Origin of the sequence: Fulvivirga lutimaris (assembly GCF_009711525.1) — a bacterium.
Classification (GTDB): domain Bacteria; phylum Bacteroidota; class Bacteroidia; order Cytophagales; family Cyclobacteriaceae; genus Fulvivirga; species Fulvivirga lutimaris.
The window spans coordinates 1-22,072 of the sequence record NZ_SMLV01000415.1; the positions used below are offsets into that span (position 1 = coordinate 1).

The 22,072-nt window shown below is 37.5% G+C and carries 18 protein-coding genes; 13 read left to right on the forward strand and 5 right to left on the reverse strand.

Features of this window, described 5'->3' with window-relative positions; genetic code table 11:
* Both E1140_RS15790 and E1140_RS15795 read left to right on the forward strand, forming a co-directional pair.
* A partial coding sequence (locus E1140_RS15790; protein ID WP_155185993.1) for a helix-turn-helix domain-containing protein occupies nt 1-1,036 on the forward strand: 1,036 nt, incomplete at its 5' end.
* 71 nt (nt 1,037-1,107) lie between these two features.
* Nucleotides 1,108-2,223 (forward strand): hypothetical protein, encoded by a 1,116-nt coding sequence (locus E1140_RS15795; protein ID WP_155185996.1) that lies wholly within the window; start codon nt 1,108-1,110, stop codon nt 2,221-2,223.
* Between the two features lie 17 nt (nt 2,224-2,240).
* Here the strand turns inward: E1140_RS15795 and E1140_RS15800 are convergent, their stop codons facing one another.
* The 3 genes from E1140_RS15800 to E1140_RS15810 form a co-directional block, all read right to left on the reverse strand.
* Nucleotides 2,241-2,903 (reverse strand): ATP-binding cassette domain-containing protein, encoded by a 663-nt coding sequence (locus E1140_RS15800; RefSeq protein WP_155185999.1) that lies wholly within the window; start codon nt 2,901-2,903, stop codon nt 2,241-2,243.
* A 344-nt stretch (nt 2,904-3,247) separates the two neighbouring features.
* Entirely contained in the window at nt 3,248-3,982 is a 735-nt protein-coding gene (locus E1140_RS15805; RefSeq protein WP_155186002.1) for a class I SAM-dependent methyltransferase, read from the reverse strand.
* Nucleotides 3,982-5,013, reverse strand: coding sequence for an FAD:protein FMN transferase (locus E1140_RS15810; protein WP_155186005.1), 1,032 nt, complete (start codon nt 5,011-5,013; stop codon nt 3,982-3,984). Before E1140_RS15810 ends, E1140_RS15805 begins: the two co-directional genes overlap by 1 nt.
* Nucleotides 5,014-5,088: 75 nt before the next feature.
* Between E1140_RS15810 and ruvB the strand changes: the two genes are divergently transcribed.
* From ruvB to E1140_RS15855, 9 genes are all read left to right on the forward strand, one after another.
* Nucleotides 5,089-6,117 (forward strand): Holliday junction branch migration DNA helicase RuvB, encoded by a 1,029-nt coding sequence (gene ruvB, locus E1140_RS15815; RefSeq protein WP_155186084.1) that lies wholly within the window; start codon nt 5,089-5,091, stop codon nt 6,115-6,117.
* A 220-nt stretch (nt 6,118-6,337) separates the two neighbouring features.
* A complete protein-coding gene (locus tag E1140_RS15820; RefSeq protein WP_155186008.1) occupies nt 6,338-6,544 on the forward strand; it encodes a hypothetical protein in 207 nt (68 codons plus the stop codon).
* A gap of 43 nt (nt 6,545-6,587) precedes the next feature.
* A complete protein-coding gene (gene queG, locus E1140_RS15825) occupies nt 6,588-7,520 on the forward strand; it encodes a tRNA epoxyqueuosine(34) reductase QueG (protein WP_155186011.1) in 933 nt (310 codons plus the stop codon).
* Nucleotides 7,521-7,634: 114 nt separating this feature from the next.
* Nucleotides 7,635-10,901, forward strand: coding sequence for a sensor histidine kinase (locus E1140_RS15830; RefSeq protein WP_155186013.1), 3,267 nt, complete (start codon nt 7,635-7,637; stop codon nt 10,899-10,901).
* Nucleotides 10,902-11,253: 352 nt separating this feature from the next.
* The gene (locus tag E1140_RS15835) at nt 11,254-12,714 is read left to right on the forward strand and encodes a BatD family protein (RefSeq protein ID WP_246202975.1); all 1,461 of its coding nucleotides are present in this window, start codon (nt 11,254-11,256) and stop codon (nt 12,712-12,714) included.
* Between the two features lie 13 nt (nt 12,715-12,727).
* Nucleotides 12,728-13,804 (forward strand): chorismate synthase, encoded by a 1,077-nt coding sequence (gene aroC / locus E1140_RS15840; protein ID WP_155186019.1) that lies wholly within the window; start codon nt 12,728-12,730, stop codon nt 13,802-13,804.
* A 12-nt stretch (nt 13,805-13,816) separates the two neighbouring features.
* Nucleotides 13,817-15,238 carry a dicarboxylate/amino acid:cation symporter gene (locus tag E1140_RS15845; RefSeq protein ID WP_155186022.1) on the forward strand — a complete coding sequence of 474 codons (1,422 nt, stop codon included), beginning with the start codon at nt 13,817-13,819 and terminating at the stop codon, nt 15,236-15,238.
* 50 nt (nt 15,239-15,288) lie between these two features.
* Entirely contained in the window at nt 15,289-15,876 is a 588-nt protein-coding gene (locus tag E1140_RS15850) for a NifU family protein (RefSeq protein WP_155186025.1), read from the forward strand.
* Nucleotides 15,877-15,999: 123 nt separating this feature from the next.
* Nucleotides 16,000-18,165 (forward strand): GAF domain-containing protein, encoded by a 2,166-nt coding sequence (locus E1140_RS15855; protein ID WP_155186028.1) that lies wholly within the window; start codon nt 16,000-16,002, stop codon nt 18,163-18,165.
* Between the two features lie 28 nt (nt 18,166-18,193).
* Here E1140_RS15855 and E1140_RS15860 read toward each other — a convergent pair whose 3' ends face one another.
* On the reverse strand, nt 18,194-18,967 hold the full coding sequence (locus E1140_RS15860) for a class I SAM-dependent methyltransferase (RefSeq protein WP_155186031.1): 774 nt from the start codon (nt 18,965-18,967) through the stop codon (nt 18,194-18,196).
* 104 nt (nt 18,968-19,071) lie between these two features.
* On the opposite strand from E1140_RS15860, the gene E1140_RS15865 reads away from it, so the two are divergent.
* Both E1140_RS15865 and rlmB read left to right on the forward strand, forming a co-directional pair.
* Nucleotides 19,072-20,235, forward strand: coding sequence for a GWxTD domain-containing protein (locus tag E1140_RS15865; protein ID WP_155186033.1), 1,164 nt, complete (start codon nt 19,072-19,074; stop codon nt 20,233-20,235).
* Entirely contained in the window at nt 20,235-20,987 is a 753-nt protein-coding gene (gene rlmB, locus E1140_RS15870) for a 23S rRNA (guanosine(2251)-2'-O)-methyltransferase RlmB (protein ID WP_155186036.1), read from the forward strand. The genes E1140_RS15865 and rlmB overlap by 1 nt, the downstream gene beginning before the upstream one ends.
* On the opposite strand, the gene E1140_RS15875 is transcribed toward rlmB, so the two are convergent.
* Nucleotides 20,982-22,055 (reverse strand): mannose-1-phosphate guanylyltransferase, encoded by a 1,074-nt coding sequence (locus tag E1140_RS15875; protein WP_155186039.1) that lies wholly within the window; start codon nt 22,053-22,055, stop codon nt 20,982-20,984. The genes rlmB and E1140_RS15875 overlap by 6 nt on opposite strands.
* Between the last annotated feature and the right edge of the window lie 17 nt (nt 22,056-22,072).

Here is a 22,072-nt window from a genome sequence, read left to right on the forward strand (position 1 = left end):
TAGGCTATTGGCCGGCATCATTGTATTTGTCAGTCTGCATTTAGCATATCTTATGATATTGGATCTTAATTTGGAAATTAGGTATCGTTCTCTACTCTGTTTTCCTTATTCATTTCTTTTAGGCATAGGACCACTTATTTTCTTTTACACTAAGTCGCTTATTGAACCAGATTTTTGTTTTAATAGTAAAGATTTTATCCACTTTATACCTCTTTTATTAGAGGTTATGGTGCAAATAATTCAAATAATTTATAGTAGCTATAACGGAGTGTTATATTATAATGTCCCAACCGATTCAATATTCACTATCGCTATTTATTTATTGAGTATTCTGTCTATTCTGTATTACTTGAAAAGATCACTGTCGATTATTAAAGAAAGAGAAAAGTGGCTTCTAACAAATTTATCAAACCTACAAGGAGTTACTCTTAAATGGCTTTATGTGTCACTTAGGAATTATAGAATCATATGGATGCTCTGGATTCCCTTTGCTATCCTATTTCTTTTAATCTTCCGATTTCAATGGCAATACTTAGTTTTGGTGGTTACAGTCTATGGTCTCATGATAGCCATTACTTACCTAATGTATTGGATGGGGATGGAAGGCTTTAGGTATCTGGATATCATTCCATATCAGAATCAAAGTGTTTCTAAAAACAGTAGCTATACTAATTTGCCTAATTCTGTAATAAGTGGTTATCAATTACAAATAACTGAGCTGATGGATACTAATCAGTTATATCTGGATGAAAATCTAGATTTAAAGAAGTTGTCTTTGCACCTATCTCTTGATCCCAATCTTGTTTCATATATCCTAAATCAACATTTCAGTAAAAATTTCTATGAGTTTGTAAATGAGTATCGAGTGGAAGAGGTTAAAAGACGCATTATGGATTCCTCATCAAATCACTTGACCATTTTAGGAATTGCATTAGAATCAGGCTTTAATTCTAAGACTTCCTTTAACAGAGTATTTAAACAATTGACTGGAATTACTCCTTCTCAATTTCAAAAGGAACATCAGAAAAAGGGTTAGAATAAGTGCCATTCTACATCATGGTACGCACTGAGTACTGTTATTTTATTCATTTGAACAAAAAGTATAAGATGTGGATTATTAGAATTTTGCTTGTAGCAACTGTTTCCTTTGTGGGCTCATTGCTCTTTGCCCAAGAAGCAGTTTCAAAATTAGATGATCAAATTCCTTTGGAGCAGTTTGTTGGCTATTATGATGTAGGAATAAAACCTGGTAAGCCTTTTTTTAGAAGTAGATGGTATTTGAGAGAGGGAAAGTTATTTGCGATTTATGACTCTGACAAAGACCGTGAATTACAACTTTATGAAAACGGTAAGTTAAGATATAATATAGTGATGGATGAGTCTGAACTACCTGAAGTGCTAGACGATACTACTTACTATCTGATCTTAAATGTTGAGGAAAAAAAGTTAAAGAGCTTCATAGTTAAACGGCCAAGAAGAGATTGGCCCACTGATTTATATGGGGCAAGAAATGAGAAGCTAAGTCCACTGGCGGTCGATACAGAAGAGTCGCTAAAAGAAACTACCTCAACCGACCATTTTACTATTCAATATAGTTATCAGGACGCTGCCTTGATACCAAAACTAAGTTCAACTTTAGAAGATCGATATGATAATCTGCTCTCAACATTTGGTGTTGAAAACCTACCTATAACCAATATCAGGATTTACCCTGATTTAGAAACCTACCACAATGCGGTTCTAACTCCAGACGCACCGAATTGGCAAATGGGTAGAGCCTGGGACAGTAATGAAATAAGGATGTTGTCTCCTATCACAGCTGAGAAGGAATCTGGAGAAGCTATTAATCTGAACGAAATTGTTTTACATGAATTTGTTCATTGTATTCATCTTAATTTGATAAATGAAACCACACGTGTACCAGGCTGGTTTTGGGAAGGTTTGGCTATGTATAAGGGGTGCTGTAAATGGATTGAGAATCCTAAAGAATTAGATTATGTAAAAAAGAAGAAATACCCATCACTAAAAAAGATCAGCAATGAGAGGAATAGTGAGATGAAATATGATTTAGCATACTACCTAATAGAGTACATAGATAAAAAATATGGATGGGATAAAGTACTTGAGTTAATTGACTCTAATGGAAATGTTGAAAGCACATTGGGAGTCTCTAACAAGGGTTTTGAGAAAGCTTTTTATACTTACATCGATGAAGAATATTGACATTTGTTTGTGTTGAATCATTCACTTGAAAGATATCCCTGCCTTCTTAAATCGGCACTATTTTTTATTGAAATGAGTTTGCCATCCTTGAGAATTAGATTTTTGTCAGAAACAGACAGTACATCTTTGTAGTAGTGATCAGTAATAATAATACACTTATGTGATTTTAACTCTAATAGCAACGAGGCAACTATCCCTTTGTACATAGGCTCAATCATTGAGAAGGGTTCATCCAGTATTACAATAGGATGATCGAGGTGGGAAACAAGTAATAACTCAACATATCGCCTCTCTCCCATTGATAAATTTTTAACCAACTTTCTTTCTATTGAGGCCATTCTTGGGGCATAGAAAATCTCATTTTGCTGATCACTCTCATCAAAATAGATGGGAATTATATCTCTTACACGTGTATTAAGAGGCAGAAAAGTTTGTTGAGGCAGAAAAGCTATAAGCTTATCTCGTCTAACATTGATAGGATCGGTCGGCACATTATTTATTTCCAGATAGATACTTTCAGGAGTCTGTGTGCCAAACAAAATTTTCATTAGCGTGGATTTTCCACTTCCATTTCTTCCAAAAATGGCTGTAATCTCTCCTGAGTTACATGTTAATTCAGCACTATCGAGTATGCGATTATTTTTAAAAGAGTGATTGATAGTGTTTGCGAATAGGGTCATTCAGGCAGGAAGCTTAGAATATAGAAGTATAAGGCTAGTAAAGGAAGGGAGAGGAACAGGTTAAGAAGGTAAAGCTTAATTACTAAGCTGGATTTGGTATACCCCAGGTTGTAGTAAAAGTATAATTCTTCGCTTCTGAGAAAGCTATGAATGATAGTCCCCATACCAGGCCCTATTACCATCAAGCTTATGATTCCCCAGAATACACCACTTACCATGCTAATTATGATGCTGAATATACCGCTGTATAATATTGTGTCTTGGTAAAACTTGAACAGTGCTCTCACTATCCGGATTTAAACAGAAATTATGCCACTTCTTTTTCCATCCTTGAGGGAAGATATTTAAATCTTTTCTACAATAAAGATCATCCTCTCTGACTGCTCGGCTGTATAGGGCGACAGGTCATAATCGCCAAAAACATTCACCACTTTTAGTTCTGCTTTCTTAAAGAATTCAAGAAAATCAATCCTCTTTATGGCTTTTACCTTTTCTGTGAAATGATATTGCTCACCTTCATAGGTAAAATGAATGTCTTTTATGATGTAGCCTGCATCTGAAAGCTGCTTCTCTATATTGAATTCAATGCCATCCACCTTTTTAATCTCATGAGGTTTAAGGTCATTGATCACCTTATAAGTATTAAAGAAATCCAGAATTAATTTTCCTTTAGGCTTTAGAGCTCGTGCTACAGATTTGATTGCAACTTCGTGTTCGTGCGTGGTTTCAAAATATCCAAAGCTGGTGAAGAGGTTAAAGATGAAATCGAACTTTTGGTGCTCAAAAGGCAAGCGCATGTCATGAACCTCGAAATGAAGTTTGTCATTAGCAAATTGTCTCGCGTGTTTTATATTTTCATCAGACAGGTCAAGTCCTGTAACATCAAACCCTTGCTTATTAAGATAAATGGCATGTCGCCCTTTGCCACATGCCAGATCCATAAGTTGATGCTCCGTGGTTATCTTAAGGTGTGCGGTTAGGTTATCTATAAATTTCCGCGCTTCAGCATTATCACGGTTTTTATAGAGTATATGATAGTAAGGGGAATTGAACCACTCGCCAAACCATTCCTTTTTCATTATTCCGCCCTTTTAATGAAAGGTTTTATACCTTCAGTGCTATAGTCTCCATGGGTGCCATCAGGCTGACTAAAGATTAAGTATGCATCATACTGTGTATGCTGTTTTAGGAACTCGATGGTTCCGTCTTTACCCATTACCATAAAAGCGGTAGCAAGTGCATCCGCAGTTTGACAATCTTCAGCAAAAACAGAAGCACTGAGCAGATTATGCTGTATTGGATAACCTGTAGATGGTGATATAGTATGTCCATATTTCACGCCATCAATAATATGGTAATTGAAATAATTACCAGAAGTGGCCATAGCCCTGTTTTCAAGCGCTACCTGAGCATAAGCAAACTGACTTATCTCATCAGAGTCAGGATCCAAAATGCCAATGATCCAAGGCGAGTCACGCTCAAGATTTTTTCCAGAAACAACTACTTCACCACCAATTTCTACATAGTAGTTTTCAATTCCAATATTGCTTAAATAATTGGCGACTACATCCACACCATAACCTTTAGCAGAAGCACTAAAGCTAATTGTTGTACGACTATCATTTTTAACAACTGATTGCTGATCAAATTTGATTTTATCATAGCCAACAAATTGTCTTAGCGAGTCAACATAAGAACTGTCAGGCCCCACTTGTTCACCTGGACCAAAACCCCATGCATTTATCAGAGGGCCTATACTTGGATCAAAGGCTCCATTTGTTTGATCATATATAGTTCTTGCTGCTTCCAAAGCAGGTAGAAAATAAGGAAGCTCAAACCGAAAAGAATCTGTTTTGTTGAATTTACTAATTTCAGAATCAGGAATGTAGGTATTAAGGCTTTCATTAAACACTACTAAAAGAGAGTCGATTTGGGGTTTTAAATTCCTTTTACTCTCATCAAAATATTTGACGTTGTAGGTTATTGGTCCCATAGTTTTACCCTTAACCCAAATGACATCCTGCTTAACATTTTGTCTGTAATGCCAAACCAAAAACATGGCCGAAAACAAGCCCAGAGTATAAAGTATGTTTTTTAGTCGCAGGGTCATAATTATTAAATTTTGCCGCAAATTAATGAATTTGGAATGGCTTATGATTACTTTAGAGCAGGAAATCGACAATATATGCGCGAAGATTATCTGCAAGCTGATGATGAGAATTTAGGTCCTGTTGAAAAGGAATTTGAGCGGGCGCTACGGCCACTCAATTTTGGAGATTTTACAGGTCAGAAGAAAGTGGTGGAGAACGTGAAGGTTTTTGTGCAAGCGGCACAAAAGCGTGGTGAACCTCTTGATCATGTGCTATTACATGGCCCTCCTGGATTGGGAAAGACAACTTTGTCGCACATTATAGCGAATGAGCTACAAACCAGTATTAAGGTGACTTCAGGTCCAATTCTTGATAAACCGGGAGATTTGGCCGGTTTACTAACTAATCTTGAAGATAATGAAGTTTTATTCATTGATGAAATCCACAGGTTAAACCCAATTGTAGAAGAGTACCTTTATTCTGCAATGGAGGATTTCAAGATTGATATCATGCTTGATTCCGGGCCAAGTGCCAGGACAGTTCAGATTACATTGGCACCTTTTACTTTAATAGGTGCTACTACAAGATCAGGATTGTTGACCTCACCATTGAGAGCCAGATTTGGTATCAATGCCAGACTAGAATATTACGATGCGGAACTGTTGTCTACCATTGTAAATAGATCATGCAGCATTTTAAATACAACCATTGATAAAGACGCTGCTTATGAAATAGCACGCAGGAGTAGGGGCACACCACGTATAGCAAACAACCTACTTAGGAGAACCAGAGATTTTGCCGAGATAAAGGGGGATGGCACTATCACCATGGAAATTGCCCAAATGGCACTGACAGCACTGGATGTTGATCAGCATGGGTTAGACGAGATGGACAATAGAATTCTGTCAACTATCATCGAAAAATTTAAAGGTGGACCAGTAGGACTATCTACTATAGCTACGGCATGTGGCGAGGAAGCTGAGACTATTGAAGAAGTGTACGAACCCTATTTAATACAGGAAGGATACATAAAAAGAACTTCAAGAGGACGGGAAGCAACCGAGCTTGCATACAAACATTTAAAGATTGTGCCCCCGAGCAGAACAGGTGGGCTGTTCGAATAGGAACATTTTTTCAAAACATTTAATGTACTATTTTAATGGTTAAACACTAAATAAAAGTGCTTCTATTTGCTCTAAATCGCGATTATTGAGAGATAAGAAGGTGCTCACCCAAATTGGGTTAAATTACCTGATGTAAGAACTGAAAAAAAGTGATAAAAAAAATTAACATTTTGTAATATTTGTCGTCTAATAGGTACTAACTGGTCAAATAATCGAAACCATGAAAAAGAAAAATTTAAGATTCTGGACTATTTCGCTAGGAATTTTTGTGGTGTTCTTATTAACGGCTATGAGTTTTAATCATTCCTTTAATGCCAGGACAGACCACGAGACACACACTAAGATTTTAGGTAAGTACAAGTCAATGCCAGTAATAGCTACTCCACTTTATATTTTAGCCAAAGGCCTGAATATTGTCAATAAGTAATTAATATCTTGAGATTGCTTTTCCAGCCCTTATCTTTGGGCTGATGCCAGGCAAGTCTACAATTCAAAACAATACGAATTTAATAAAGCAGGAAGCCGAGAATCTCGGCTTTATGTTTTGTGGCATTTCCAAAGCTGAATTCTTATCAGAAGAAGCACCCAAACTAGAACAATGGCTTTCTAAAGGTATGCATGGCTCTATGCAGTACATGGAAAATCATTTTGACAAACGACTTGATCCAACCCTGCTTGTCCCTGGAGCGAAATCCGTAGTTTCTTTAGTTTATAACTATTACCCGAAAAAGGATCTGACTAATTCAGATAGCTACAAAGTGGCTAAATATGCCTATGGGAAAGATTATCATTATGTAGTTAAGGATAAATTAAGGTCTTTTTTAGAGGTAATTCATGATAAAATAGGGGAAGTTGATGGTCGGGCTTTTGTTGATTCAGCTCCTGTCATGGAGCGCCAATGGGCTGAACGTTCAGGGGTAGGATGGATAGGGAAAAATAGCCTGCTCTTGAATAAAAAAAGCGGTAGCTTTTTCTTTCTAGCCGAGCTCATTCTTGATCTCGAACTTACTCCTGACGGACCGGTAAAGGATTTTTGCGGCACTTGCACTGCCTGTATGGATGCCTGTCCGACAGATGCTATACCGGATCCGTATGTTGTGGATGCCAGTAAGTGCATTTCTTATTTTACCATTGAGTTGAAAGACCAAATTCCTAATGATGTAAAGGGCAAATTTGAAGACTGGATGTTTGGCTGTGATATCTGCCAGGATGTATGCCCTTGGAACAGATTTTCAAAACCACATAATGAGCCTGCCTTTGAACCTCATGAGCAATTGTCGGGTATGACCAAAAGTGATTGGGAGGAGATAACAAAAGATGTTTTTCGAGAGATCTTTAGAAAGTCGGCAGTTAAGAGAACTAAATTCGAAGGACTGAAAAGGAACATTAAATTTCTTAAGTAGTACCACTCAAAAAATATCAGTGTAATTTCTCGTGTGAAGGAAAGTTTTGGTTGTTTACCAAAACAAAATTGGCTATTATCGATTAATAGTCTAATTATCGCCTAATAAAAAAGAATGCGCAAACGCTCTTTTTCACTCTTTTTCGAACTCGTCATCATTTTTGCGTCCATTTCAAACTGGTGCTTTGCTCAGCGGGCGAATTATAGAACGCTGGACTTCTTTGATAATAATAATGGCCTTTCTCAGGGCACTGTCAATAGTATTGTTCAAGACAAATATGGTTATATATGGCTAGGTACTCAGGATGGACTTAACAAGTTTGATGGCTTAAACTTCACTGTTTACAAGAGCAATCCTGCTGCTCCAACGAGCATTAATGACAATTTCATCACCTCCATGGTAGAAGACTATAATGGAGATTTATGGATAGGAACAAGAAATGGAGGGCTTAACAGGTATGACATTAAAACCGGACTTTTCGAATCATTCAAAACACAATCAGATAACACAAAATCTATCAGTTACAACTGGGTGATCTCATTGCATATCACCGCTGATAGCACTTTGTGGGTGGGTACTCAAGGAGGAGGGTTAAACAGGTTTAATAGAACAGATCAGTCATTTGAAGCCTTTAAGCATGATGGTAGAGATGCCAGCACGCTTTCAAGCAATAATGTGCAATGCATTTTACAAAAAGATAAAAACACACTTTGGGTAGGTACTGATAGAGGTCTCAATGAATTTAATATTCAAACCGGTGTAATCAACAGGTATTTAAATGATGAGAACGATCCTGAATCAATTTCTAATAACGATATATTGTCTCTTTATCAGGATGATGACGGGACACTTTATGTAGGAACTAATGGTGGAGGTTTAAATGTAAAAAATGGAGATAGATTTACCTCGTATGTTAACGATCCTGACCAAGAAGGTACAATTACTAGTAATAATGTTATAAGTATGCTGCCGGGAGATCCGGATGAAATTTGGGTGGCAACTGATGGTGGAGGTCTTTCAAGTTTTAACATAGAAACCAAAAGGTTCACAGAATTTCAGGTCTCCTTCCCACGCCTAAATACATTATACATGGATAACAACAGTAATCTCTGGATAGGCGAAAGAGGTGGGTTAAATAAAATAGGGAAGCATAGCGGGATGTTTACAATTTACAAGTCTGATGTCAATGGAGACTTAATTGCCCCGCATGGCGATATACATGCCCTGTGTGAAGATAAAGATGGGTTTATTTGGACAGGCTCGTCAATTGATGGTCTGAAAAGATTGGATCCTAAAACGTTAGCAACGAAGACCTATGTTCATACATCTGATCCGAACTCACTCTGTCATACTGCCATTAATTTTTTATTTATCGACTCCAAAGACAGAATTTGGGTGGGTACTTTAGCGGGTCTGAGTAGGTATGTGAAAGAAACTGATTCATTTATCAATTTTTTGCCTGGAACAGGGCCTAAAAGTATCAGCTCTGGCAGAATTAATTTCATTTACGAAGACTCAAAACAGCGGATATGGATCTGTACTGACAATGGAATTAATATATATGATGAGGCTAATAATCAGTTCGATGTTATTAACAGGGATCCTTCAAATCCAAACTCTTTATTGACCAACAATATTTCTACTGTTGTTGAAGATTCGGATGGGATATATTGGATAGGCTATTCTTCCAGAGGTTTTGGAAGCTATGATGCCAAGACAAATAGTTTTAAAAATTATGAGCATCAGGATGATAACCCTAACTCTCCTGCAAATGACAGAATAGCCTATCTCTACGATGATGGAATGGGAAATTTGTGGTTGGCTACCTATGGAGGGGGTCTTGATAAGTTTGAAAAAAAGACGGAGAAATTCACTCATTATAATGAGAAGCAGGGGCTGGCCAACCCATCGTTGTATTATGTGATAAATGACGAGTTTGGCGATTTATGGATGAGTCATAATGATGGTATTTCTAGATTTAATGTTGAGTCAGAGACTTTTAGCAATTATTTGAAAGGAGTAGAATTCAACGGCCGTGCGCACTACAAATCACCAGATGGCAAGATACTTTTAGGAGGTTTCGATATCGTTACTTTTTATGCTAAAGATATTACTACTAATGAGGTCATACCCCCGGTTCATATCAATGAATTCAAGTTGTTTAATGAATTGGTGACTGCTAAAGATTCACTAAGAATTTTAAGTGAATTGCTTGAGCAGACAGATTCAATTACTCTCAATCATGATCAGAATTTCTTTTCTTTTGGCTTTGTTGCACTGAATTTTACTGATGCTATAAACAACCAGTATAAGTATATGCTGGAAAATTTTGATGAAAGATGGCGCCAGGGTGATGGTAATACGCATGCCTATTATACCAATGTACCTCCCGGCAATTACGTTTTTAAAGTTCAAGGTTCAAATAATGATGGGCTATGGAATGAAGAAGGGGATAAAATTTACATTAAAATTTTGGCTCCCTGGTGGGACAGTTGGTGGTTTAAAGTAATACTACTACTAGCCTTTTTAATGATTTTCGTCCTTATCTATAAACTTAGATTAAGCAATATCAAGCAGCAGAAACTGGCGCTGGAAAAACTTGTTAATCAGAGAACAGCAGAAGTCACGCAACAGCAAAGGGAGATTGTAGAACAAAAGGAAAGTATCTCTGACCAAAATGAGCAGCTAAAAGCACTAAATGAAGAGAAGAACGACCTCATGCAGATTGTATCTCATGATTTAAGAAGCCCACTCAACCAGATCAAAGGTTTGGCTTCAATCATTAAAATGATCAACCCCAATTTAAATACAGAAACTACCAATTCTATAGACCTTATTAATGATCTGGTTGATAGACAAAACACAATGATTGGTAAGATCCTCGACACCAATGCTATTGATGCCAAGAGAACTAATGTCAATATGAGCGCTCAGTACATCAATCCATTGCTGGAAAAGATTGTAAATACCCTTAAAGTAGTAGGAGCGGCAAAAAGTACTTCTATAGAATTAAACTTATCAGAAAGGGAACCTCAAGCCTGTGTTGATCCAAATTACCTAATTCAGGTATTGGAAAATATACTTTCAAATGCCATTAAATTTTCGCCTCCTAATTCAAAAGTCTATGTGTCTACCATTGTGGAAAAGGATAGGGTAAGAATAGGGGTTGAAGATGAAGGTCCTGGTATTTCTGAAAAAGAAATGAGGTTCTTGTTTGAACCATATAGCAAGTTATCTGCAAGGCCTACAGCCAATGAGCAAAGCAGCGGCTTGGGCCTCTCCATTGCCAAGAAATATGTAGAGGTAATGCAGGGCAAAATTTGGTGTGAAGGAGCCAAAGGAAAGGGCGCAAAATTCTTTGTAGAGTTTGATGCGGTTTAGTTGGTCTCCTTCTGTTAAATGGTCTTTTAGATAGTTGCTAAGTAAAACACTTCTGTAGTACTGGGTCATGCGTTTCTCCGAATTTTGAGTAGCACCAGTTTTTCAATTCTTCTATTTCTTTTCCAACTAGAGATTTTAAAGCCTTTTTAAGTTCTTTTTCGAATAACTTTAAATCGAAACTAACTTTGACTAGTATAGTTTTAAAGTAATCTAACATAACTGTTGGTTTTTAGGTGAAAAGATAAGTTTATCCTTTTTAACAACCTTTAGCATAGTATTCGTTAATGCTTTACTAAAGTTGACATAACTTTGTACGAGTTATAAAACTATAAAGATTCATCAATTTTATATGATGCTGAAAAACAGATACATTGGTTTTCTTTTAGTTCTTTTTTCACTGAGTTTTAATATCAAGACTTTTGGTCAGGAAATAGAATTGCAACTCGGCCCGCCAGAGATTGGTGAAAATCAGGCCTGGACAATAACTATTTCAATCTCTAATGAGAGGCTACAGAGCTATGATAATTTCCCTGATATTGAGGGTTTTCAAAAGCGAGGGACATCATCTTCTTCTAGCACTCAAATAATCAACGGTCAGGTTTCTTCTTCTCAAAGCATAACCATGACCTATGTGCCTTTAAAACAGGGCGATGTGCGGGTGAGACCATTTAGCATGACTGTCAATGGCAAAGTGGTAAGCTCGCAAGGTACTGTTGTAAAAGTAGGCCCACCTATTCAGAGGCAGCGGAGCAGAGATCCGTTTAGAAGTTTATTTGATCATAGTCCGGGAGATGATCCTTTTAGCAGAGGAGGAGAAACTGAGTTTGTAGATATTGATGAAGATGCTTTTCTAGCGCTAACCACTAGTAAAAATGAAATTTACGTGGGCGAAGGTGTGACAACGACATTATCATTCTTTGTAGCGGAAAGAAATAGAGCTCCACTTCAATTTCATGAGTTAGGTAAACAGCTATCAGATATCTTAAAAGTAGTACGCCCTGAAAACTGCTGGGAAGAGAATTTTAATATTGAGAACATCAATGGAGAATCAGTAACATTAAATAACAAGCGCTACACGCAATACAAAATTTATCAGGGCACCTTCTATCCTCTAAATGCTGAAGATATTGTATTTCCTAAAGTAGGTCTGGAGATGATTAAGTATAAGGTGGCCAAAAACCCATCTTTCTTTGGGCAGAATAGAAAGGAAGATTTTAAGACTTTTTATTCAAGGCCAAAAACTGTTAAGGTAAAGGAGCTACCACCACATCCTCTTAGAGATAGGGTAGCTGTAGGTGATTACCTATTAGATGAACGAATAAATACCAATGATCTAGAAACGGGTCAGAGTTTCTCTTATGAGTTTAATGTTTATGGTGAGGGTAACATATCGGCTGTTAATAAACCCATAGTTGCCAATGATGACAACTTTGATTTTTATGAACCCAATGTAACGCAAAATATAAACAGACGCTCTGGTAGGGTTACTGGCTCTAAGTCATTTAGCTATTATGGCATACCAAAAGAGCCGGGAGTCTACAAGCTTTCTGATTATTTCAATTGGGTATTCTTTAATCCTAAATCAGGTCAGTATGATACCTTGAAATCTGAGCAGGTTGTAAAGGTTATTGGAGAAAGCAAAAAGAATGAGTCCATCCAGTCTAATGATCTGGGCTCATTTTACGACCAGATTGAGTTTGTTGATAATTCACTAAGTAGCACTGATAGTTTTGAATGGGTTAAAATATTTGCCAACATTCTTATTTTAGGTATGTTAGCAACTTCAGTAGTTATCTTTTTGAAGAAAAATTAATCCAACCAGTACTTTGGGAAACTCATTCGGCAATATTTTTAGAATTACAACTTTTGGTGAATCTCATGGCAAGGCCATCGGTGTTATCATTGATGGATGCCCGGCAGGACTGGATATAGATGAAGACTTCATTCAGGAGGAGCTTGACAGGCGTAAACCTGGCCAGTCCAAAATAACTACTCAGCGCAAAGAAGATGATACTTTTGAAATACTTTCAGGAGTATTTGAAGGTAAGTCAACAGGCATGCCAATTACCATTGTAATTGCTAATAAGGACCAACGCAGTAAGGACTACTCTCATATAGCAGACCAGTTCAGACCTTCACATGCTGACTTTACTTACCAACAAAAATATGGCATCAGAGATTACAGAGGAGGTGGCAGAAGCTCAGCGCGTGAGACAGCGGCAAGAGTAGCAGCCGGAGCTGTTGCGAAAATGGTGCTTAAGCAGCATGATATCAAAATAGATGCTTATGTTTCACAGGTGGGAGACATAAAAGCACCTGACTATACATCACTGGATTTATCAAAAACCGAGTCTAATATTGTCCGTTGTCCTGACCAAAAAGCAGCGGATGAGATGATCGAACTTATTGATCAGGTTCGTAAAGACAGGGATACTATAGGAGGTGTTGTTACAGGCGTTTTACAGAATGTTCCAGTTGGATTAGGTGAGCCTGTTTTTGACAAACTACATGCCGCACTTGGTGGTGCTATGCTTGGTATAAATGCAGTTAAAGGATTTGAATATGGCAGTGGGTTTGAAGGTGTTAAGATGCTCGGATCAGCCCATAATGACGAATTTTATACCGAAGGTGATAGAATAAAAACAAAATCAAACCACTCTGGAGGAATTCAGGGAGGCATCTCCAACGGAGAAGATATTTATTTCAAAGTAGCCTTTAAACCTGTGGCTACTATTATGCAGGATCAGGATAGTGTTAACGAAAAAGGAGAGACAATTAAGGTAAGTGGCAAAGGCCGTCATGATCCATGTGTGGTCCCCAGGGCAGTGCCTATTGTGGAAGCTATGGCCGCTTTAGTTGTAGTTGACTTTTTTATGATGGCGCAAACGTCTAAATTGCGCTAATTTTTATCTTTTATGAAGAATTTACCTTTACATACGAAAATCATTATCGGTCTGGTAGCAGGTGTTATCTGGGCATTTTTGTCAAGTTATTTGGGATGGAATGAATTCACCATTAACTGGATAGATCCCTTCGGAACCATATTTATCAGACTTCTGAAATATATAGCAGTGCCTTTGGTATTATTCTCCATTATCAGTGGAGTATCAAGCTTAACGGATGTTTCAAAACTTGGGCGCCTTGGAGGAAAGACTTTGGGCATGTATTTAACAACAACCGTTATTGCCGTTGGCGTTGGACTTCTACTGGTTAATGTGGTTAAGCCAGGTACTTTCCTTGATGAAGAACAAAGAATTAAAAACAGAATTTCTTACGAGAAATGGGTACAGGATACGCCAGGTGTTCCTCAGCCAAAAGACGGAAGAAACTTCTTGAATGACCCTGAATTAAGATCCAAAGTAGAAGAGGTTATCAGTCAGAAAGAGCTTGATAAAATGGATGCCCAAAATGATATTGTTGAGAAGAGAAAGGCAGCCGCAGAGCAAACTAAAGAACAGGGGCCTCTTCAGTTCTTTGTAGACATTGTTCCTGAAAATATTATTCTGGCCATCTCTGATAATGGTTTGATGCTACAGGTGATCTTCTTTGCCATTTTCTTTGGTATTACCATTGTATTTATACCCGCGGAACAAGGAAAGCCAGTAATTGATTTTGTAAACAGCGTTAATGCTGTCTTTTTAAAGATGGTTGACATTGTGATGAAGGCAGCACCATTTTTTGTGTTTGCTCTTCTTGCAGGGGTTATTGCAAAAATGGCGGATACACCTGCTGAAGTATGGGAGATATTTAAAGGTCTCGGGTCATACTCCATCACTCTTTTTGTAGGGTTGATGTTTATGGTATTTGTTTTCTACCCACTGGTTATTACCCTATTTGTAAAGAAGCTTTCATATAAGGAGTTCTTTAAAAATATAAGTCCGGCCCAGTTTTTAGCTTTTTCTACTAGTTCAAGTGCTGCTACCTTGCCCGTGACCATGGAGTGTCTTGAGGACAACATGGGGGTTTCTAAGAATGTAAGCAGCTTTGTTTTACCAATTGGTGCTACAGTCAATATGGACGGTACAAGTTTATACCAGGCAGTAGCTGTTATCTTTATGGCTCAGCTTCATATGGTAGACCTAACACTTGGCCAGCAAATGACAATTGTATTAACGGCTACTTTAGCATCAATAGGAGCTGCAGCTACACCTAGCGCTGGCTTGGTTATGATGATCATTGTTCTTCAGTCAGTTGGACTGAATCCAGCATGGATTGCAATCATTTTTCCTGTTGACAGAATTCTGGATATGTGCAGAACAGTTGTCAATGTTACGGGTGATGCAACAGTAGCTACTCTTGTAGCTAAATCTGAAGGCGAATTGCCTAAATACAGCTAATATCCGAACTAAACGAAGAAGATTTTGTTCTTCTCTTAAATCATTAAATTATGCAAGCGACATCTTCATCAACTTCCAGAGTGGTTAATTTATATTTAGAGGCTAATCCTAATCCAAACTCAATGAAGTTTGTGGCCAATTTCATGCTTTTACCTGAAGGTATGAGTCATGATATACCTTCTATCAAAGAGGCGGATAATTCTCCTCTGGCTCAGCAGCTATTCTCCTTAGAGTATGTTGACAGGGTATTTTTCATGAGCAATTTCGTGACGGTTACTAAAAAGGACGGTATTGATTGGTTAGAAATACGTGAAGAGATCAAAAGCATTATCAAGACTTACCTGGAGTCAGGAAAATTAGTTATTGATGAAATCTCAGATCAGAATCAAATCGATGAGAATGATTCTGAAACCGTGAAGAAGATCAAAGGTATATTGGATGAATATATCCGCCCAGCAGTTGAGCAGGATGGAGGAGCCATTTCTTTCCATTCTTTTGAAGAAGGACAATTGAAGGTTTTACTTCAAGGGTCATGTAGTGGCTGCCCATCTTCAACAGTAACACTCAAGGCTGGCATTGAAAATCTGATGAAAAGAATGCTTCCTGAGGTTCAGTCTGTAGAGGCAGAAGGTATTTAATACCAACTCACTAAAATCATATCACTTGTAGGTAAGGTCTTACTATTTATTAATTGTAAATATTAAGGTTTGTCGTTATATTGGTTGCTTTTAAACCACCTACAATCAGGACAGAGATTTTAGATGCAGGAGACACAAACCATTTCAGAAGAATACATTAAGCCATTTCATGATAAAGTTAATGAGGAGGCAGATGGTATAGTTAAGTATTTCATCTACGGGTTCTTTTTTCTAGGTATTGCGCTTTCTGTCTTTCACGACACATACATTCTGGCCATAGTTATGGGTGGATTATCAGTAGGTGTTTATTATGCTGTTAAGACATTTGGTAATGGCTATTTGTGGACCAGACTGGTAGTTAGTGCATTAATGTGGAATTTTGCTTTTCAGTTCATTCTCCAGATGCATGGCAGCTATGAGATGCATTTCTTTTATTTTGTAGGCCTTACTGTACTTCTCTTTTATGAAGATTGGCGCGTATTACTTCCATTAATTGTTTATGCTGTATTTACATTTCTATATGTGTTTTATGGACAAAACGCAGATGCCGCCCTAAATGGCATGTTGGAAAATGCACCGAAATTGACCTATACTAATGTCCTGATGCATCTAAGTCTTCTTATTTTATATGGGGGTTTATGTATGCTGTGGGCTAATTTACAGAAGAAGCAAACAAGAGATTCAGGCATTGATCAGTTCAAGATGGAAGAGCAGTTGAAGCTCATGGATACAAATATCAATTTCGCTAATAGTATTAGTCAGGGAAATTTGAATGCAGAGTATTCAGCGGAGAAAGCGGATAGATTGGGAGAGTCTTTAATGAACATGCGGGAGAGTTTAATAGAAGCAGCGGATAGAGAATCAAAAGAGAAATTTGTTAATGTTGGACTCGCTGCCATTGGAGATATTTTAAGAAATAATTCTGATAATATTAAAGACTTGTGCAATGATGTTATTCAGAATTTGGTGAAATACATGCGTGCCAATCAGGGTGGAATATTCATTATTCAGAAAGATGACAACACTGACGAGTCTTACCTGGAACTAATGGCTTGCAGAGCTTATGAGCGTAAGAAATATATGGAGAGACGTGTGGAGATCGGCCAGGGTCTTATCGGTCAGGCAGCTATTGAGAAGAAAGCTATTTTCCTAACTGATGTTCCTGATTCTTATATAAATATAACTTCCGGTTTGGGGATCGCTAATCCCAACAGTCTTTTGATTGTACCATTAAAATCGAATGAAGAGATTGTAGGTGTTATTGAAATGGCGTCTTTTGATGTGTTTACTGACAATGATGTAGAGTTTCTAGAAAAAGTAGGGGAAAGTATTGCATCAACTATAATTTCTGCTCAAACCAATCAGCAAACCAAAGAGCTACTTGAACAATCTCGTCAAATGACTGAAGAGATGCAGTCTCAGGAAGAGGAGATGCGTCAGAATATGGAAGAGATGCAGGCCACTCAGGAAGAGATGGCCAGAACTCAATCGGAATTGGGAGATAAAGAAGCTAACCTTAAAGCATTAATTGATAATACTACCGATTCTATCATCACCATGGATAGAAACTATAAAATCTTGGTGATGAATCAGGTGGTAAAAAATAGGTACAAGGGTACTCAGTATGAGAATATGAAAGAGGGTTCTGATGCGCTTGACATGCTGGGCGATGTTCGTGATGAGTGGAAAGCATATTATGACAGAGCTTTAAATGGTGAAGCGCTAAATTTCACCTTGAAGAGCTCTGTTAAAGGAGAAGATACTTATAGAGATTATTATATTAACCCAATCAGAGATGAGAAGGGCTATATTCTGGGGGTTTCAGTATTCTCAAGAGATATAACTGATAAGAAGCATTTCGAGATTGAAATGAAAGAAAAGGGTGCTGTATTAGATGCGATGGTTAATCATACAGACAATACTTACTTTGCTATTGATACCAAGTTTAAAATCATTTTTGCTAATGACACACTTAAAGAAAGGTTTAAAGCAAATGGTATTGAACTAGATAATGGAAAAAATATTCTTGACGTTCTTTCTGGTGATGCGCTAAACACATGGAAAGATCGCTATACTAAGACTCTGGCTGGCGAAAGACTTACTTTCAAAGAAGACAGACCTGTTGGTGATAAGGTACTCAAAATTATTACCGAGTGTTTTCCAATAAATAATGAGGATGGTGAAATTATCGGGGCAGCCGTAATATCAAGAGATAAAACTGCAGAAGAAGATGCTAAAGAGCAGGTCGGAAAGCTTACCGCGGAAATCGAAAAACTAAAAGGCAAATAATTAAATGTCCTGAGAAATCAGGACATTTTTATTTCGTGACAATTAGAAACAAATCCAGCGCTTCATTACCGTCTTCCATAAGGATATAATCAGTGTGATGTATTTCATTCACTAAATCATCATTGCCAGACTTCAGCTTGTTTCTGTTAAGCCTGTTAAGCAAATCATAAGGAATTCGCAGCAAGGGAGCTGGTAGATTATATTGAAGGTTAAAGATGTCAAATCTTGTTATTTTCTCAACAGACTTTTTGTTCTTCTCATAGTACTCCATCACCTTTTCATTACCGCCCACACCCTTCATTTCCACATGGTCAAATACCTCAGAAGCCAGTTTCGTTAACTCATCGGCAGTATATTCCCTTATGTGCCAAGGGTTTCGTGTTAAGGTTTTTTTAATGTTCGGAGTAGTAAGCAAAGCCTTACCTCCTGGCTTTAATACACGCTTAATTTCTTCAAGGTATAACCTGTCATTTTTAATGTGTTCTATTACCTGAAAGCTGATAATGACATCATAGCTATTATCCTTTACTTTATTAAAAGGAGGGATGTTGTCATGTATAAATATTACTTCAGGAAATTTGGTGGCTAGTTCATCCAGAACTGGCTTGATTTTATCAATAGCTGTAAAATTTTCACATTTCCCTTTTAGAAGCTCAATGCCTCGTCCTTCACCACAACCAATCTCCAGCAGGTCTCCATTAATATATTCTTCTGCAAGATAATATGCTTTCAGTAATCTTTGATGAATAGGATTATCTGAGGCAATTTTGTCAGAAGCTATTTCGGTAGTATAAACGCTCATTACTTAAATTTTTGCAAAAGTAGGTCAAAAGAGAGGAAATTGCCCTACCCTTTTTTATTTTGACTGATATCAACGTAATTTATTCAACATTGAATTATAAAACCTTGAAAAAAATTGTCTTTGTGGGGTTGCTGCTGGTTTCTGCTTTTCGGGCTCTTAGTCAGGAGATGGATTATAGTCATTTGTATAACCCAAAAGCAGAATTGTCTTTAGACCACCAGCTAGTTCAGGAAGGTGATAAGCTGATCGTGCTTTTTGCTATGAAAATTCAAAACCAGAACTACCAATTGTATGACTATACATTTGAGCTCTATAATCTGGAAAACTACAGTTCTGAGTTTACTGCTCCACTCGTGAAAGACAGTTATGATAGCATCTATCTTGAAAGCAATGCATCAACGCATTATTTTAAATTTGTCTTAAATGACCTTCCTCCTTTGCCACTTTTAGTTTTAGAAATTAAAAACAAAAAAACGGGCTTTGGGCTTTCATTTGATCTGCCACTATATGATAAGCAGAATTTGTTTCTGAATAATGGGTCGGCACACAAATTTGTGAATAATTGGACTGCACCAACTCAGATTAGTTTCAATAGTGATAACATTTATTGTTACTATTATAATCAGAGTTTTCCTTTGGGCCTGCCTCCTATGGTTACCAAGGACGATTTTAAGAACAAGGAATTAAAGGTTGACTCATCTTTTTCTTCAAGTGGCACTGCAAAACTAAAGGGTCAGGGCTTGTATCTTTTTATGACTGACACTGCGGGCACAGAGGCTGTATCTTTGAGGGTTGTATATGAATATTTTCCTAAAATGACAACCATCGATCAACTGGTTGAGCCATTGAGATACATTACAAGCCGGGATGAGCAGGTAGTATTGGAAGGTATTGAAGGTGACAAGAGAAAGTTTGATAAATTCTGGTTAAACCTGACAGGCTCAGCCAGCCGAGCTAAAAGCATTATTAAAGTTTATTATAGCAGAGTGGAGGAAGCGAATGCCATGTTTACAACTTATAAAGAAGGGTGGAGAACTGATATGGGAATGATTTACTCGGTTATGGGTCCTCCAGATGAAGTTATTAAGTCATTCAATGAGGAAACTTGGGTATATTTGGCGAATCGAAATCTTCCGAAAAGGAAGTATTCTTTTATAAGAGCCGCTTCTGTTTTTTCTAAATCGCATTTTGTGCTGATAAGAGAAAAGAAACATGCAGAATCGTGGTTTGAAACAATTGACTTATTAAGAAAAGGAATATTTAGATAATGGCATTTAAGAAGGAGAGTACCGATGATGTTGTATTTGGCATAAGAGCCATTATTGAGACTATTCAGGCAGGTAAGGAAATTGACAGGCTGTTTATTCAAAAAGGGCTTAGCAACGACCTGATTAAGGAGCTGGTAAAAGTGGCTCGTGATTATAAGATCCCTTTTGCTAATGTTCCTATTGAGAAATTAAACCGAATTACAAGAAAGAACCACCAAGGCGCCATAGCCTTTATTTCTGCTATCAATTATGCATCACTAGATAACATTGTTAGTGAGACTTATCAAAATGGTAAAGAGCCATTGATATTGATGCTGGACAGGGTAACCGATGTTAGAAATTTTGGGGCCATTGCACGTACAGCAGAGTGCTGTGGAGTTGACGCTATTGTTATACCTAGCAGAGGAAGTGCGGCTATCAATGCTGATGCTATGAAAACTTCAGCTGGTGCACTCAATTACATTCCGGTCTGCAGAGAAGACAACCTTAAGATAACTATCCAGTACTTAAAGGACAGCGGTATGACCGTTGTGGCCTGTACAGAAAAGACTGATAAGATGATTCATGAATTGAATCTTAATCAACCGGCTGTAATTATAATGGGTTCTGAGGAGGATGGTATTTCTCCAGAGTATCTTAAACTGGCAGATGTAAGAGGCAAAATTCCTATGAGTGGTAAAATTGAGTCTCTTAATGTTTCTGTTTCAGCTGGTATCGCTATTTATGAAGCTGCGAGGCAAAGGAGCCTATAAAAACTCCTTGCCTTTCATTTCTTTTACGTCAGATACGAAGTCTCTAAATTTTTGCTCGTTATTGCGCTTACAGATAAGTATAACATTGTCACACTCTGTAACTAAGTAATCCTGAAGGCCCTGGACAACTATTAACTTATTATTAGAAGAGCTTATCAAGGTGTTCTTAGTATCGTAAACCAAAGCATTGGCTTGAACGGAGTTGCCATTATTATCTTTCTCAGCCAGTTCATAGATAGTATTCCAGGAACCCAAATCTGACCACCCAAAATCACCAAGTACAACATACACCGACTGCGAGTGCTCCATCACGCCATAATCAATAGAGATATTAGCGCTTTGTGCATATGCTGCATCAACTGCCTTTTGCTCATTGTCACTAAAAAATGAGTCGGAGGCTTCACTAAAAACTTCGGCCATTTCTGGTAATGAGTCCTCAAAAGCTGATATTATAGCCTTTACACCCCAAATAAAAATACCTGAGTTCCATACAAAGTCTCCACTTTCAATAAACTTTTCTGCTAATGCTTTTTCTGGTTTCTCTGTAAAGGTCTTTACCTTTTTTACACTATTACCTGTCTCCAGATATTGAATATAGCCATAGCCCACTTCTGGACTATGGGGCTTAAGTCCTATGGTTATTAATTTATCTTGATCGCTGGCAGCTTCTACAGATGTATTCCAGGATTTAATGAAAGCCTCATCTTTAAAGATCATATGATCAGATGGGGTAACTGTTATTATCGCATCTGGGTTTGATTTGTTAATCTTATAACATGCATAAGCAATACAAGGTGCGGTATTTCTTCTGAAAGGCTCAAGGAGTATCTGACAATCATCTAACTCTGGAAGCTGCTCATTTATTAGACCTTTATATTCTTGGTTAGACACCACATAGATATTTTTTTTATCTACATGCGGAGCAAACCTGTCATAGGTTGTTTGGATCAGCGTTCTGCCGGTTTTAAGAATATCCAAGAATTGTTTTGGTTTGGTATTGCGACTGTAAGGCCAAAATCTACTGCCAATACCACCGGCCATGATGACCACATAACTATTATTGTTCATTAGCTTTTTAATTGAGG